13 protein-coding genes are annotated in these 15112 nt (G+C 73.5%); all 13 read right to left on the reverse strand.

Annotated features, from left to right (window positions below; genetic code table 11):
• Positions 1-3: 3 nt before the first annotated feature.
• The 13 genes from FVE89_RS11350 to FVE89_RS11410 all read right to left on the reverse strand — a co-directional run bounded on the left by FVE89_RS11350 (position 4) and on the right by FVE89_RS11410 (position 14371).
• Positions 4-2253 (reverse strand): DDE-type integrase/transposase/recombinase, encoded by a 2250-nt coding sequence (locus FVE89_RS11350; RefSeq protein WP_160534104.1) that lies wholly within the window; start codon positions 2251-2253, stop codon positions 4-6.
• Positions 2235-2456, reverse strand: a complete 222-nt coding sequence (locus tag FVE89_RS11355) for a hypothetical protein (protein WP_116655304.1) — start codon at positions 2454-2456, stop codon at positions 2235-2237. Before FVE89_RS11355 ends, FVE89_RS11350 begins: the two co-directional genes overlap by 19 nt.
• A complete protein-coding gene (locus FVE89_RS11360) occupies positions 2453-3148 on the reverse strand; it encodes a TnsA endonuclease N-terminal domain-containing protein (RefSeq protein ID WP_116655305.1) in 696 nt (231 codons plus the stop codon). Before FVE89_RS11360 ends, FVE89_RS11355 begins: the two co-directional genes overlap by 4 nt.
• A complete protein-coding gene (locus FVE89_RS11365; RefSeq protein ID WP_116655306.1) occupies positions 3148-4347 on the reverse strand; it encodes a hypothetical protein in 1200 nt (399 codons plus the stop codon). Before FVE89_RS11365 ends, FVE89_RS11360 begins: the two co-directional genes overlap by 1 nt.
• 92 nt (positions 4348-4439) lie before the next feature.
• Positions 4440-4610, reverse strand: a complete 171-nt coding sequence (locus FVE89_RS11370; protein WP_160534105.1) for a hypothetical protein — start codon at positions 4608-4610, stop codon at positions 4440-4442.
• Between the two features lie 464 nt (positions 4611-5074).
• The gene (locus FVE89_RS11375; RefSeq protein ID WP_116655307.1) at positions 5075-5584 is read right to left on the reverse strand and encodes a hypothetical protein; all 510 of its coding nucleotides are present in this window, start codon (positions 5582-5584) and stop codon (positions 5075-5077) included.
• 533 nt (positions 5585-6117) lie between these two features.
• Positions 6118-7524: a hypothetical protein gene (locus tag FVE89_RS11380; protein ID WP_160534106.1), complete on the reverse strand. Its 1407-nt coding sequence runs from the start codon at positions 7522-7524 to the stop codon at positions 6118-6120.
• A 503-nt stretch (positions 7525-8027) separates the two neighbouring features.
• Entirely contained in the window at positions 8028-8948 is a 921-nt protein-coding gene (locus tag FVE89_RS11385) for a 3'-5' exonuclease (protein WP_160534107.1), read from the reverse strand.
• Between the two features lie 23 nt (positions 8949-8971).
• Positions 8972-9952, reverse strand: a complete 981-nt coding sequence (locus tag FVE89_RS11390; RefSeq protein WP_160534108.1) for a hypothetical protein — start codon at positions 9950-9952, stop codon at positions 8972-8974.
• Positions 9949-11892 carry an AAA family ATPase gene (locus tag FVE89_RS11395; RefSeq protein WP_160534109.1) on the reverse strand — a complete coding sequence of 648 codons (1944 nt, stop codon included), beginning with the start codon at positions 11890-11892 and terminating at the stop codon, positions 9949-9951. The genes FVE89_RS11390 and FVE89_RS11395 overlap by 4 nt, the downstream gene beginning before the upstream one ends.
• Before the next feature lie 84 nt (positions 11893-11976).
• Positions 11977-12768: a metallophosphoesterase gene (locus FVE89_RS11400; RefSeq protein WP_160534110.1), complete on the reverse strand. Its 792-nt coding sequence runs from the start codon at positions 12766-12768 to the stop codon at positions 11977-11979.
• A 54-nt stretch (positions 12769-12822) separates the two neighbouring features.
• Entirely contained in the window at positions 12823-13254 is a 432-nt protein-coding gene (locus FVE89_RS11405; protein ID WP_160534111.1) for a hypothetical protein, read from the reverse strand.
• An 88-nt stretch (positions 13255-13342) separates the two neighbouring features.
• Positions 13343-14371, reverse strand: a complete 1029-nt coding sequence (locus FVE89_RS11410) for a hypothetical protein (RefSeq protein ID WP_160534112.1) — start codon at positions 14369-14371, stop codon at positions 13343-13345.
• Positions 14372-15112 lie beyond the last annotated feature (741 nt).

Genomic DNA, 15112 nt, shown 5'->3' on the forward strand with positions numbered 1-15112 from the left:
CCCTCACTCGGCAGTCCAGTTGTCGGGATCGTCGGGGTCGAACTCGGCGCCGACGTCCGCCGTCACGCTCCGCGGATCGGCCTCGGCGGCGACGGGCCTCGGACCGGCCGGCCGGGCCGCCGGCGCGGCGTCCTGCGGGGCGCTGGCCGGGCGCGGGGCGGTCTTGCGGCCACCCTGCCCGACCCGGGGCGCGGGTGCCGCGTCGGCCGCGGCCGGCGGCGCGGCCTTCCGCGGGCGTCGGGTCCGCAGCCGCTCTTCCTCGTGGGCGCCCTCGTCCGCGGCGTCCCAGGCGACCTCGAACATCGGGTCGTCGGCATGGTCGCGGAACCAGTCGACGTCGACGCTGGCCAGGCGCTTCGGCTTGACGCCGGCCTTGCGGCATTCGGCGCGCAGCAGCTCCATCGCGCGGACGAGCGTCGCGCGGGCGACGCGCTGGCCTTCCTGCGTCATCCGACGCGCCGTGCGGACCACGTCTCGCCACTCCGCCAGGGACGTCCCGTCGGCCAACCCGTCCTCGCAGGGGACCTTGATCCAACCGGCCTTCTCGTCCACCAGGACGAGGAGGTGGCCGAGATCGGACGCGTCGGCCTTGACGAGGAATTCGTCGCCGAAGTGGAAACCCTTCCTGCGACGGACGCCCTTCAGTTCGTCGGATTGATAGGTGAGGCCGAGGAAGGTGATCCCGTTCCGCTGGATGGTCCGCGGGACCACCAGGGCGATGAGCGGGTCGAGGTCGTCGGCCGACGGCGGCAGGCGCGTGCCGTAGCCCGCCAGGTCCTGCCAGCGCAGCAGGGGCGTTCGTCCGAGCAGCCCGCCGTGCTTGCGGTTGTGGTAGATGTCGACGACCCAGATCGTGAAGAACTCGACGAGCTGGGCCAGGGTCAGGGCGGCTTGCCCGACGCTGTCGTAGTCGCCGCGCTCGCGCACGTCGCGGAAGGTCCGGCCGGGAAGGTAGGCGCAGAAGTCACGCGCGATGGTGCCGAGGGCGCGCTCGACCTTGCCCTTCAGGTGGGGCTTGCGCCGGGGCATGTAGCGGAGCTCGAACCGCAGCTGCCCGGCGGCCGCCTTCATCGACCGGGAGTGGAATTCCTTCCCGTTATCGAGCTTGACCACCTCCGGCACGCCGAACACGGGCCACGCCGTGTCGACCCGGATGCCGGTCAGGTCCTTCGGCAGCACCGCCATGCGCAGGCAGTGCATCACCGAAGTCCAGGAGGGACGCTCGTCGCTGAGGTGGAATCCCACGATCATGCGGGTCGCGGCGCAGATCGCGACCGTGAGCCAGACCCGCCTCGTGCGCTTGTCCTTGCGGCGCCGGTCGCGCGCCGGCGTGCCGTCGCCCTCCAGGACCAACACGTCGAGGGGCGTGTGGTCGACCTCGACGATTTCGAGCGGCCGCGTCGCCTGCGGGGCCTTCTTGACGTGCCGGAAGGCCTGCTCCGCCGCGGCGGGGCCCTCGCGATGGTAGATCACGTCGAACTGGCTGACGTTCGCCTTCACCCAGCGCCGGATCGTCATGCCGTCGGGCACGTCGAAGGGCACGGTGCGCGTCTTGTTCTCGCGCTCGATCCTACCCTGGATGAAGACGATGACATGGCTCAGCGGCGGTCCGTTCCGGGTGAGCCAGTCCTCGCGCACGCGCTCCGCGATGATCATCTCGACCTCGGGATCGAGGCGGAAACCCGCCCGTCCCTTCAGGTCGTCCAGCGGGATCAGCGCCACGATGGACTTGCTGCCCTTGCGCCAGCGCCCGTACCAGCCCTTCAGCGAGGAGCCGCTCACCCGTTCGAGCGGCACGTCGTCGGGATGGGAGCCCTCGTTCTCGATGGCCCGCTGCCGGCGCTCGGCCGCGACGAGCCTCGCGATGTCGGCGTAACCCTTCGGGACCTTCCTGTGGGTCCGCTCGGCGAAGCACCGGTCGCACGCCTGCACGTAGTCGAGGCGCATCAGCGCCGCGTCCTGCTGGCGAACGTCGAAGGTGTCGATGTTGCGCAGGAGGTTGTCCCTGACGCCTTGGGGGAGCCCGGCGGCGGTGTCCTCCACCAGTTGGAGCCGCCTGGGCTCGCCGAAGTAGAGGTCGGCCAACTCGGCATGGGTCTTCGTGACCGTGACCGGCCTCGCCCCGAGGGTGCGCAGCGTGACGCCGGCCTCGTCGCGCGAGAGCACCTTGTGGTAGACGCCCTCGACGATGACGAGCGCGTCCGCTTGGAGACGGATCTGGCACGCGCCCATGGTCAGCGCCGCCCCCCGCATGCGCCGGGTCCCGCCATGCGCACCCTCCCGCCGCGGTGGAGGTCCACCAGGACGGCGTCGCTCAGGACGACGGTCTCGGAACCGCCCGCGAGCCTGCGCAGGGCGAGGCCCGCCCGCTCGCGGGCGACGGGTGCGTAGGGGACGCCGTCGACGACGACGACCGCGCCGATGGGAAGGCGGAACTGCTGGTCGAGCCTGTTCAAGGTGCACTCCTGGGGTTCGCGGGACGGCGGATCACGGCGTTGTCGTCGAAGGGCCGGCCGGGGTCGGCCAGCTCGGCCTCGCCGCGCGCGACCAGGGCCACGACGGCCCGGAAGGCGCGGGCCTGGAGCCCCGACGCCGCCCGGAGTTCCCGGACGAGACCCCGGCCGCCGAAGCGGTCGAGGACGACGCGCATGGTGTGCTGCTCCGCCTCGTCGGCCACGAAGGTGCGCTCGCTCGCGACGAGCGCGGCGTTCGCGACGCGGAGCGCGTCGATCTCGACCTCGGTCCAGAGCTCGAAGCCGTCGTAGCCGGCGGCCCTGGCGCCGGCCTCGATGCGGGGCCGGAACCCGTCCCAGCCCAGCCTGATCACCCGCTTCCGCGGCTTGACCTCGACGGCGACGCGCCGCCCGTCGTCGATCTCGACGGCGAAGTCGGCCGTGTAGCTGCGCCACCGCACGCCGTCGTGCCACCGGAAGGGAGCGGGTTCCTCCTGGTAGCGCAGGACGGCATCGTCCTGCTCCAGGATCAGGATGAAGTCCCGCGCGAGGAGGCCCTCGTAGGCCACCATGCGGTAGCCCATCCCCGCCTTGCCGGAGGGGACCTCGCCCGTGATGCAGTCCCGTCGGCCGGTGACGACCGGGCGCGACGGGCTCGGCTTGCCGACATGGCGGCTTCGCAGGGTCGCCGCCATCAGGGCCTCCGCCGGGCGTCGCGGCCGTCGGGCCCCTGGGCCGCGTCGGCGCCGCCCGATTCCTCGCCGGCCGGGATCGCGGAAGCGGTCCCCGGCGGCAGCCGGATGGGATAGCGAGCGACCCCCTCCTGCCAGCGATCCAGCGGGGTCCGCCGGTCCGCTCCGGAGCGGCGGAAGTCCAGATCGGCGAGCCAGGCGTGGGCCCCCGCCATCAGGCTTCCTGCGTCCCCGACCGCCTCCCCCCGGGCCGTCAGCCAGCGCTGCAGGCCCGCCACCCGGCAGGGAGCGCCCGGATGGTCGACCCCGGCGAAGTGCAGCCGGATGCCGAGCGCCGCCGCGGAATGCCGGAACGTGGCGCCGTGGAAGGCGGGATCCCGGTCCAGCACGAGCACCTCCGGCAGCCCCATGCACAGGCGGGCGGCGCCGAGCGGCTCCGGGGCCGCCGTCGCGGTCCGCGCCCCGAACAGGCCGAGTAGGTCCTCCCCGTCCGGCGGCGCGGTGCCGAGCGCCGCCGCCACGATCACGCCGCTGTAGATGTCGCGTGCGGTGACCAGGTGAACGCGGTCGGCGCCGAGTTCCGGGATGGCGAGCCGCAGGGCTTCCCGGGCGACGACGACCTCGGCGAGGGGACGCCCGCACGAGAGGTGCCGGAACCGGTACGCCTGCTGCAGGGGACGCAGACGGTCGCCGACCATCCGCACGAGGGTGCGGAAAGCGGGAACGTCAGCGGCCGCGCCTTCCCGCGCATGGGACGCTTCCAGGCACCTCGCCTGTGCGAGGCGGGCCATGGCCGTCAGCGTGACGCCCCGGCGCGGGTCGGCCTCGGCCACGACCTGGTCGACAAGCTCGCCGATCCACGGGGCCCAGTGGGTCTGCTGCCGGGGCGACCGCGCCATCCGCCGGTCGACGAGGCTGGCCGGGTTCCCGCCGGCCTCCCGGAGCCGCGCTTCCCATGCCCTGACCTGGCGCGGCGTGGGCGGATCGACGTCGTCGCTCAGCTCGCAGACGGCGCGGATCGCGGCCCGCAGGTGGCGGTCGCCCCGCCGTCCCGGCGGGAGGTCCTCGACCGCCCGCACGTAACGGTGGCGGCGCAGCGCGGCGGCGCGCTCGCGCTCCGTCATCTCGTCGAGGGCCTGGATCTCGGCCCGGAGCCGGTCGGCGTCGGCGGTCGTCGGGGGAAAGAGTTCGAGCTGCGTCATGATCGCGCGGATCCTCGAAAGGCGGACGGGGCCGGCCTTGGTGGTGGGATGGGCGGTGACCCCGGCCCGGAGGCCGGGGCTTCGGCGGCGGCTCAGAACTCGGTGGGCTCGCTGGCCTCGGTCTCCGGCTCGAACGACCCCCGCGGGACGCCGAGCAGCGCGGCGACGTCCCCGTCCCAGGCATCGAAGGCCCGGTCGATCAGGGGGGCGAGGGGCGGCTGGAAGTCGGCCGTGAGGGGCTCGACGCGGTACGGCTCGTTCATGGTGCTCTCCTCGGATGGGGTCGCGCGGGGCCGGTCCGGATCCGTCGCGGGGACGGTCCGGGCGCGGCCGGCTTGGGCCGGCGGATCCCGAGGAGGCGGAGCGCAGCCCGCTTGCTTTCGCAGGCGAGAGCTGGCATACGTCATCGGTCTCGAATGTCGGCCTTGATCCCGGTGGTTGGCCGGTCTGGTATGCGGCGGTCGTGATCACGAGGTCCGGCGGTGACGTGGTCGAGAGGGCTCAAGCTCTCGTCCGGCGTGCCGGACCTTATCCGCTACAGCCTTTCGGCTGCGTAGCGGGCAAGCTCAAAGCGTGCGGCCCGGATCGGGCCGTGCGCTTTTATTTTGCCTCGACGATCACTCCCTGGCCTGGTGGGTCGCGGGAGCGCGCGCGGAGGGCTGCGCGATATCGGTTGCGCATCGGAATTCTCCTCGATGATTGATGAGTTGTTGGATCTAGACTGATCTTATGATGCTGAGGACTTCGTTGGATCTTTTAGATACCAATGTTGTGCCTTCCGATCATGGTAAACGAGGTTTTTATTCTTAAGACGGGTCTTGTTTTTCTCCGAGGCATCGAGCGTGAAGCCGGCGTCCCGGACCGCGTCGTTGACTTCAGTCCCCGACAACCCCTTGGCGCCAGCCTTCGCGAGAGCGTCGACGATGACCTGGGCGACCAGGCCGGAGACTTTCGGCGCCGGCATCCGTTCGGCCTCGTCCGGTACCGGCTCGTCGTCCGGCGCCGGCCGGGCCTCCGCTTTCGTCTCGGCCTGGTCGGCCGCCTGGGCCGGTTCCGGGGCGTATGCCGCCCCTTGCCGCAGGGTCGCGATCACCTGGTCGAGGCGGGCCGCTTTGGCGGTCTCCGCCGCGATGGCGCTCACGTGTTCCAACACGAGCTCCTGAAGCTGCCGCGTCCTGTCCGCGGCGGCTTGCCGGGCCCGGTCGCGCTCCTGGCACATCTGGGTGATCACATCCATTCGACACCCCCGACCAGGTCCAGGTCCGCATCCAGGTCCGGAGGAGCTCCGCGACCTGATGATCGGACCATAGACCGGGTGCCCGCCCAGCCGCAAGTTCTTTCGCCCAGGTCCACCGGACGTGGTAAACGGAAGCTGACCCGGTCGACCCGGTTGAGTGGCTGAATAAAACCGGGTCGCGCCCCCGGCCAACCTTGTCCGTCCCGTCCCCGGGTCATCCTCCGGCCGAGTGTCGCGTGTCTCCAACGGCGGGCGGCCGTCGACGTACCCTAGGACACCCGCAAACGCGACGTCCGCGTTCGTGGATCTTCAAATCGACGAAGCATTCATTCGAGCACAGGCCGCCGTAACAAATGTCGGTCTCCGTATTCTGATCAGCATCGGCGCCGAGACGAAGGCGTATGCCGCATTTCATCGAGCTGGCCCTCGCGGGTCGGCGGGTAGCGCGACCCTCGCATTGGCCGAGCGGCATTGCCGTCGACAGGGCCCCCGATCCGGCCGGCGACCCGGCCGGGACGTCTCGGACCTGGTCGTCACGGGCCTGGCCGACCGGTGGGTTGAACGGGGGCGCGGAACAGGCACCGACCGGCCGGCCCGTCGTGCCACTCGAAGCCGATCTCGACCAGGCCCGACGCCAGCACGAGGTCGCGGACCGGGTCGAACCTGACGGCGCTCCCCTCCTCGTCGGCGGTGCGGACAAGCTCCTCCAGCAGCCCGGCATCCAGCGCGTGAACGGCCTCCGGAGCGACCTGGAGCTCGCCGGTCCCGTTGACTTGCATGGGGAGGAGTGATGCGCCGTCCAGCCGCGAGAGGCGACGCATCGCGCGATGTGCGGGCGTGTCGAGCGCGTCGGGGATGGACGCATCGAGGAGCGCATCGGCGTCTTCGGGCGCGAGCGTCGTCGGCGCGCCGTCCGACGAGACGACCGCGGAGGATTGCTCGAACCGCCCGGCGGCGACGTCGAAGCGGACCGTCAGGAGCAGCCTGACGCCGGCGCGGGACAGGGCGAGGTCCAGCCGGCCTCCGTGTCCCTCGCCCCGGGCATAGCGGGCGTCCCCGATCTCCAGGCCGGCATGCCGGCGCAGCAGTCGACCTGCGGCCGGCGCGAGCGCCTCGTCGATCAGGTCGCGCGAGAGCGCGCCGGCGAGGCTCCGGCGCCATTGCGGACCGCCCCGGTCCGATGTCCGGGCGCCGCGCGCGGGCGGCGCGAGGAGCGCGGCGGCCGTCCAGCGCAGCGCGGGGACGTCGGCCGCGGCCGGGGCGCCGCGGTGAACCAGGTCGGCCAGGTCGCCGATCAAGGATGGAAGGCCCGGCGACAGCGCCGCCTTGAGCCGGCGCTGGACCAATGCGGCGGCGTCGGCGAGGGCCGACGAACCGGGTCCGGATGCGGGGCGGCCCGTTCGTGTGGCGCCCGGCGCGAGGCCTTCGAGATCGGCGAGGGCCTGTAGGATGAGCGGCAGCATCCGCAGGTACTCGAAGGCCCGCCCGAGCTGCGCCCGCGTGCCGTCGGCATCCTCGGGGACCCAACGGGCGATCCGTTCCAGGGCGGCCAGCACCTCGGCGTGGGCCCTCAGGGCGAAATCCTTCGGGATCGCGTCGAGCACGGCGCGGTCGGCCGGATGGCGCGACCGGGCTAGGGGGGCGACGATGCCGTCCATCCAGGCCTGCCTGACGTGTTTGCGGATGGCGCTCTGCAGCCCGGGGATCTTGGAGACCTGGAGACCGCCCCCGGAGAGCGCCGCATGCAGGGTGCCCATGGCCGTGTCGACGATGGGCCGCGTGTCGGGATGGGCCAGGGCGGAGATGGCCTGCCGCGCCCGCGCGAGTTCGTGCACGTCCGCCCGCATCGGGCGGACGTCGGCGGGGGAAAGCGGGAATTCGGGGTCGGGATGCATGGCCGGACGGTGCCCCAGGCGCGCGGGCGTCCGGTCGAGGCGCACGGCACGGCCTCGCACCGGGACGGTGCGCGGAGGCCGGGCCGGGTCGGCCCTGTCCTTGGACGGCGCCCGGGAATCGGGCGCACAGCCCATTGTGCGAGGCGCGCGGCAAGGCACAAACGCCGTCCCCGACCCTGCCGGGACGTGCCGCCGCGCCGCCGTCGGCCGCGACGTTCCCGACGGCAAGCCCGGTGAAGTTCCGCTCGCGCGTTCCGCCATGTCCCGCCTCGACATCCAGGGGTTCTCGGGGACCGGGCCGCCTCAGGCGGCCCGGCGCGAACGCATGGGGCGCCGGACCGCGGCGCGCCGCTTCGGCATCCGTCGCACGACGGCGCCCGCGGTGGGCGTCACCGGTCCGGGCGCGGGCGCCGCCGGCCGGTCCGTTGTGCCGGCGACGCCGCGCGGCCCGGGCCCGAGACGCGGCGATCTGGACCGGGGCCCCGAGCCCGATCCGGGTGCCGCGCCCCGCGCCCTCGGGAGACGGGGCCGGGACCCGAGGGCGAGGGTCATCCGCCCCGGCGGTCCCTGTCGACGACGAACGCCGGCCGCGTGTCGGACAGGCGTCGCCAGGCGTCGAGGTAGGCGCCGAGATGCGGTCTGCGGGTCCGCTCCAGCTCCAGGTAATCCTGGAGGCCCGCGATCGCCCTGTCGTGGGCCGCGGCGTCGGTCCGCCCGGCGAGATACGCATGGCGGACGTAGATGCCGAAGGTCGTCATCGTGTCGGTCTCGCAATACGCCCGGACGCGCTCGATCTCGCCGGCGGCGACCATGTCGGCCACCAGCGACCCGTGCTCGCCGAGTTTGCCCGGCATGCCGACCAGCGCGGCGGCCTCCTCCAGGGTGAGCCGGCTGGCGCACCCGAACCCGGACATCTCGTCCATGACGTCGACGTGGGCGCCGCCGTACCGGTTGCCGTAGCCCGACCAGCGCGTGCCGCGCCGGAACCAGGCTTCCGCCGAGATGCCGTGGAGCATCGTGCGGTGGAGCAGCGTCGGCATGTCGAAGCCGCGGCCGTTCCAGGTGACGAGCCGGAACCTGCCGGAGGCGAAATGCCGCCAGAAGCCGCGCAGGATGCGGGCCTCGTCCCAGCCCGCCTCGCCGCCGCTCCTGCAGGCGGTGACCCGATATTCCTCCAGTCCCGTATCGCCGTCGCGCAGGATCTCCGCCTGCACGAAGCTGACGGCGACCACGGCGTGCCACGCGCATTTCGGAAACCTGTCCCTGGCCCACACCTCGGGCGGCGGCATCAGGGTTTCGTCCGGCACGGTCTCGATATCGACGACGAGGAGCGCGTCCGCATCCGCGCCGGGTTCCGCCGCAGGCCGACGGCCGTGGCGGACGGCGGAGCGCGCGCCGGCTGCGGGTGCGCTCGCGTCGGACATGGAGGGGAGCCGAAGCCGGGGCGACGGGGAGCGGGTCTCGTGCATGGGGCGGTTCTCCGGGGCGGCTGTCAGACCAGGATCGTGCGGCTGGCGTCGAACCCGTTCGTCGGGTCGTCCGGGTCGTAGGGGTTGCTCACGACGCGCGTGCGCCCGAGCCGCAGGTCGCAGGCCTGCGGCACGTTCCCGTGGATCCAGACGGCCGGGGCGCCCCACCCCTCCATCACGGGTTCCAGGGCGGAGGCGTGCCAGCAGACCCGCCACGGGTCGAGCACGGGCCTCGCCAGGGTGGGCGGCAGGCAGGACCGTGATGGGGCGAAGGCGGTGACGACCGCGGCCCGGTCGCCCGGGCCGATGTCGCGCAGGACCGGATTCGGCATATGGCCGTACGAGCCGGCACCGACGGCGACGGCGTTGAGGGCGTCCTCGATGAAGGCCCGCGAGCGGGCGTGCGCGCCGGCCGCGTCGTGCGGGCAGAAGGGCACCCCGGGCGCGCTCGCCGCCCTGTCCGTCACCGTCCAGCGGCTGCGGGCGTGGGCGCGGGCGGTCCGGGCGTTCTCGACGCCGTCCAGGGCGAAGTCGGTCCAGAGCGTCGCCCCCAGGATGATCAGGCCGGGCCGGAGCGGATCGCCGAGGCGAACGGCGCCGTCGTGGAGCACGGTGATGCCCAGCGCCGCCCCGAGCGGCACGGCCTCGGCGAGCGCCTCGCCTACGGGTTCGCCGTCGAGGTACTCCGCCGGTCCCGGGACGAGGACGACCGGCCGCCGACCCTGGCGGCCGCCGAGCGCGTCCGCAAGCCAGCGCACGGACCGGCACAGGCCGGGCGCGATCCCGCCCGGGACGAGCAAGGCGTCGAAGTCCGGCAGCGGGTCCGGCAGCACGTGCGGCGCGCGGTCGACCCTGAGATCGGACAGGGTCCACAGACGGAACGGGACGGGCTCCGACGGGGCGGACCGCGCCCCGGGGGCGGCCGGCACGGCGGACGGGCCTTCCGTCGGTACCGGTGCATGCACCTCGGCCCGGGCCACCGGATCGGGAACGTGGAGCGTCACGGCTGTCCTCCGTCCTGCGCGGCGCGGTGTTGGTCCGCCTCGGCGATCAGCGCCCGGAGCGCGTCGCCCGAGACCAGGCGCCGCGCGATCAGCAGCTCGGCGACGGCCGCCACGGCGGTGCGGTTCGCCTCCATGACGGCCAAGGCCTCGCCGCTCAGCCGGTCGAGGTCGCGCTCGACCACCCCGAGAAGGGCGGGGTCGAGCGACAGCGCGACCGCGACCTCGTGGGGGGCGCCGCGATACGCCAACCGGTCGCCGAGGCCGAGCGAGGCGTGGTTGCCGGCGAGCAGGGTCGTCACGCGCGCGAGGTCCGAGCGGCTATCGCCGCCCGCCCCGGCGCTCGGCTCCCCGAGGAACAGGATCTCGGCGGCCCGTCCGCACAGGAGCGCGACCGCGAGGCCCTCGATCTCCGCGCGGGTCGGCGACTGGCCGAGGCGGGTCGCCACGGAGGTCGCGCCGAGCGAATCCCGGCGCGGGACCAAGTCGACCTGGGCGACGCGGGCGCCGATCCGCTCGAACGCCACGGCGTGCCCCGCCTCGTGGTACGCGCTCCGACGTCGGTCCGCCGGGCTCCCTTGATCCGGCGGCGCGACGCGGCCGAGCAGGTCCTCCGGGCGCATCGGCCGTCCGGCGGCGCGCGCGGCGGCACGGGCCTCGGACACCCACCCGGCGACCTGGGCGCCGCTGGCGCCGAGCGCAAGCGCGCCGAGCGGCGCGAGGTCCATGTCGGGCACCTCGCCGTCGTCGAGGTGTTGCCGGAAGATGACCGCCAGGTCGGCGGCCGAGGGCGGCTTGATCTCGATCACCCGGCCCAGCCGTCCGGGCCTGATCAAGGCGGGATCGAGCCTATCGCCGTGGTTCGTCGCCGCGATGATGCACACCTCGGGGGCGCCGGGCGCGTTGAGCGCATCGAAACCGAGCAAAATGCTCGTGCACAAGGGGGTCCACCACTCGCGTGCGTGGTTGTCCATCGTGGCCCTATTAGGAATACTATCAGCTTCATCTAGGAATAAAATACTCGGCGCCAGCGCGCACGCGTGCGTGTACGCGGCATCCCAGGCGCGGAGCACGCCACCCAGGTGTCCGTCGGATCCGGTGAACCAGGCGCCGACCGAGGTCGCGACCAGCGGCAGGCCCGCGGCCTTCGCGAGCGAGCGGACGAAAGATGATTTTCCTAGTCCCGGGGCGGAGCTGAGGGCGACGTGCCTATCGAGCCGCTGGAACGCGGGCGCGCCGCCGGAGGCGCGCCAGGTCGCGATCTCGTCGATGAGGCGCGTGCCCCAGGCGTGGGCATCGCCGAAGCCGACCAGGGTCGCGAAATCGGGCGCCGACCCGACGGCGGGATCCGCGGTGGCCTTCGAGCGCGCCGCCGCGGCGAGGCGCGCGACGCAGGCCCGCGCCGTCGTCCCGCGCACCGCGGCGGCGATCTCGAAGAAGTCCAGCCCGCGCGCGATCCCGGGCGGCAGGGTCGGACGCCGCCCCGTGGCGGCCCGGACGACCCGCGCGATCACGGCGTCGGTCGCGCCCGGGAGCCGCACGTGCAGGTCCGCCGCGGCGACGAGGGCCGAAGGCAGGTAGCGCGCGGGCGATTGCGAGACGCCGAGCACCCGGTCGCCGCGGGCGAGCCGGTCCGCCACCCGGTCGTTTCCGCGGTCCGCACGGTCCTCGCTTCTCGAAGCGCCGGTGCGCGCCGCCACGTAACCCCACGCCGCCAGGCGCCCGCACGCCTCGCGGACCGGCTCGACCCAGTCTGCGGCCGGAACCTGGACGACGAGGGCGAAGGCGGGGTCGGCGGCGATGCGGCGGCGCTGGGCGGGCGAGAGCGCCGCTTCGAGCGCGAAGGCCGCGAGCGTCTCGGTCGCGGGACGGCGCTCGTCGGCGGCGACGTCCCCGGTCTCCGCCTCGTTCAGGTCGTCGCGCAGGAATGTCAGGTGGGGCATGGTCGCCTTGCTCCGAGGATGGGTCGAGGTCCGGGGCCGGGTCACGTCGGGCCCGGGTCGCGGCAGGCATCCGCCGGCGACGGCCTACGACGGCACCTCGACGACGCAGGCCGGGTCGAAGGCGGGGTTCTCGCCGTCGTAGCCGAGGGGGTTGCACAGGATCCGGGTCGGACCGATCCGGTGGTCGCGGCTGGCGTGGACGTGGCCGTGAAGCCAGAGGTCCGGGCGGCTGGCGGCGATGAGGCCGCCGAGGTCGCTCGCGAAGGCCGGGTTCAGCACGCTGCCGGCGAAGCTCGGGTCGAGCGAGGCACGGGCGGGGGCGTGGTGCGTGACCACGACGTGCGGTCGCGCCCGCGCGCCCGGCGGGTCGACCTCCAGCAGCGCGCGTTCCAGGAAGGCGCTGCTGGCGGCGTGCAGGGCCGCCGCGTCCCCCGGCCGGAAGGTGCGCCAGCCCGGGTTGCGCGTCGTCGCGATGCAACGGTGATCGTTGAGGCCGGCCTGCGCGGCCGCCATGGCCCGCCGGCGGTTTCCCGCGCCGTCGAGCCCGTAGTCGGTCCAGAGCGTGCCGCCGGAGAAGGCGACGCCGCCGATCTCGACGGTGTCGTCGTCGAGCAGGGTCACGCCGTGCCGTTCCGCGGCCCGGCGTCCGAGCGCGCGCTCCTCGTCCACGGCCGAGCCGTAGAATTCATGGTTTCCCGGCACGACCACGACCGGCATGATCGGTCGGATGGCTTGGCCCAGCCAAAGGATGGTGTCCGCCAGGCCCTGCCCGACGTCGCCCGCGACGACGGCGACGTCGGCGTCGGGGATGTGCCCGGGCGTCCACGGCGCCCGCGACAGGTCGCGGTGCAAGTCGCTGAAGGTCCAGATCCGCACGTGATCGACTCCTGGTTTCTCGGCATCGTCCCGCTGTTCGGGAGGCGGCGGTGGTCACCGCCGCGACGGGGGGCGGCGCCCGGGCCGCCTCCTTCCGGGTCGGCCCGGACGCCCGCCGCGCAGGTCCGGCGGCAGGCCGGCGAGGACGTGGGCCAGGACGGTGCGAGCCGCAGCATCGCCCCGCCAGGCGGCGACGAGCACCGTCGAGAGCGCGAGGTCCACGACGGCGGGGTCCGGTTCGGCGCGCCGCGTGAGGTCGAGCGTGACGGCGATGGCGGCCGCGGCCTCGCCCCTCCGGGCCGCGGGCCAGGACCGATGATGCAGGCAGACGCCGCCGGCGAGGGCTCGGCGGACCTCCCGGATCGCGGAGGGCTCGATGTCCGGAAGCCGTTCCGTGCGCCAGAGCGCGAGCGGATGGCTTCCCGTGGGCGGCTCGCGGCGCGGGAGGGTCCGGTCGCAGGGATGGGAATCGTCGCTCGCGCGCATGCGTCCTCCGGGCTCGTGGCGGGCAAGACGGCCCCGCTCCCGCGCGCCGAGGCGCGCGGGCGGGGTTCGTCGGACGGGATGGCGGTGGCTAGTGCCGGTCGAGGCGCTCGGCGCCCGTGTCGGGTTGGCCCAGGACGAAATACCTCGACAGGGTGCGCGCCCAGCGCCGGCCATCGGACGCGTACAGATCGCTCGTGGTGATGCGGCGGCCGTCGGGGAAGTTCGGATGCCCGTGGACCTCGCCGGTGAGCACCCTCACGGACCGGGTGGAGGCCCGCCATCGCTCAAGGCGCGGGGCGCCGTGCAGGTCCTCCCGCGTCGGTTTGACTTGGTCACGGATCCCCTGGAGCTCGTCGGCGAGGTCGCGCAGCCGGTCACCGGCCTCGCGCTCGTCCGGCGCCCGAGACTGTTCGACGTCGACACCGAGATTCGCGGCGAACGCGGCGGGGTCGACCTCGGCGGCGTGCGGGTTCGCGGCGGCGGCGCGCAGGGCGGCGAGCAGCGTGACGGAGGCCCCGAGGCTGCGGCTCGTGCGATCCCCTTCGGCGATGCGCTGTGCCTCCCCGCGGCCGAACGCCGGCACGACCGTCGGCAGGGTCCGGACACGGCCTCGACCCGGCACGAGCGCCTCGTGCCCGCGCATGACGCGGCCGAACGCGTCGGCGGCGGCGGCGCCGCCGCTGCGCCCGCACCCGAGGAGCCAGGGCGGCGAGACCACGTCCAGACCGAAATCCTCCGACGGGTTCATGCCCGCGAGCGCCGACGCCGCGGCATGCTCCTCGAAGGGGGTCGGGCCCACCGGCAGCACCGGCGCGTCGATGCGCGCCCTCAGCCCGAGGTTGCCCAGGCACGCCGCGGGCAGGTCGAGGACGAGATCATCGTCCCGCCCCACGGCCTCGGCCGCGATCTCGCCCGCCTCCCGTGCGTCGCGCGCCTCGCGTTCGCTGACGGTGAGGCCCTCCTCCGTGACCGTCCGGCCCGGCAACGGGGCGTCCTCGGGGAACTTGACGCGCAGGAACGTGACGGGGCGGCCGAGAACGCCATAGGCGTCGGCGAGGAGGAGCGCGGCGTAGGCGGCATGGGTCCGGCCAGCGGAACCGAAGAAGGCAGAGATCAAGGGCAATCTCCATGACGGAATCCGGACGCCGGCGCGCCCGGTGGAATGGCCACCAGGCACGCGACGTCGGACACGTTGTGATTGATCCGTGAATCTTAAGGCAAAAGAGCGGAAATGAACAGCATATTCTGCCTGTCATCAAGAGCCATATTATCGGGATGGTTAACGGCGTCGTGGCGTACAGTCTTGGGCGCCTCGGATTACTTACGCATACGCGCGAGGTGGACCGGCGTGACGGTGCCGGAGGTCCGCTCTCCGCGACCGGCACGGGGCCCCGTGTGACACGTCCGGACCGCGCCCGGCGACCCGAGCGGCGACCTGCGGTCGAAGCCGGCCGGTGCTTGGATCCCCACGCCCCATGCCGTCGTCGCGCAGATGACCCGCTGCGCCCCTGAGAGCCGGCCTTGACCGACCGCCGTGACCGCCGGTTCGGCGCGACGGTCGCCCGGTCAGCACCGATGCCGGGACGAGCCGGCGGCCGGGTCGCCAGGGGGGACCACGCCTCAGTCCGTTCAGGGATTGACGGGTGCGGATGTCGCGGGCGCTGACGGACGCGACAAGGCGCCGTGCCCACGACCCGGCCCCCGAGGAGGGCGGGACGCCGACGGCGGTCGGCACGAGCGCGGGACCGCGCGAGGCGCGATGGACAGTGCGCTTTGGGCGGCCAGGGATCCGATAACCAGTAATTTCGATACTTCTAGATTTATAGAAATAAAGGTGGCAGGATTCCCTCGATGCATC

Source organism: Methylobacterium sp. 2A, assembly GCF_009806555.1.
Lineage (GTDB): Bacteria > Pseudomonadota > Alphaproteobacteria > Rhizobiales > Beijerinckiaceae > Methylobacterium.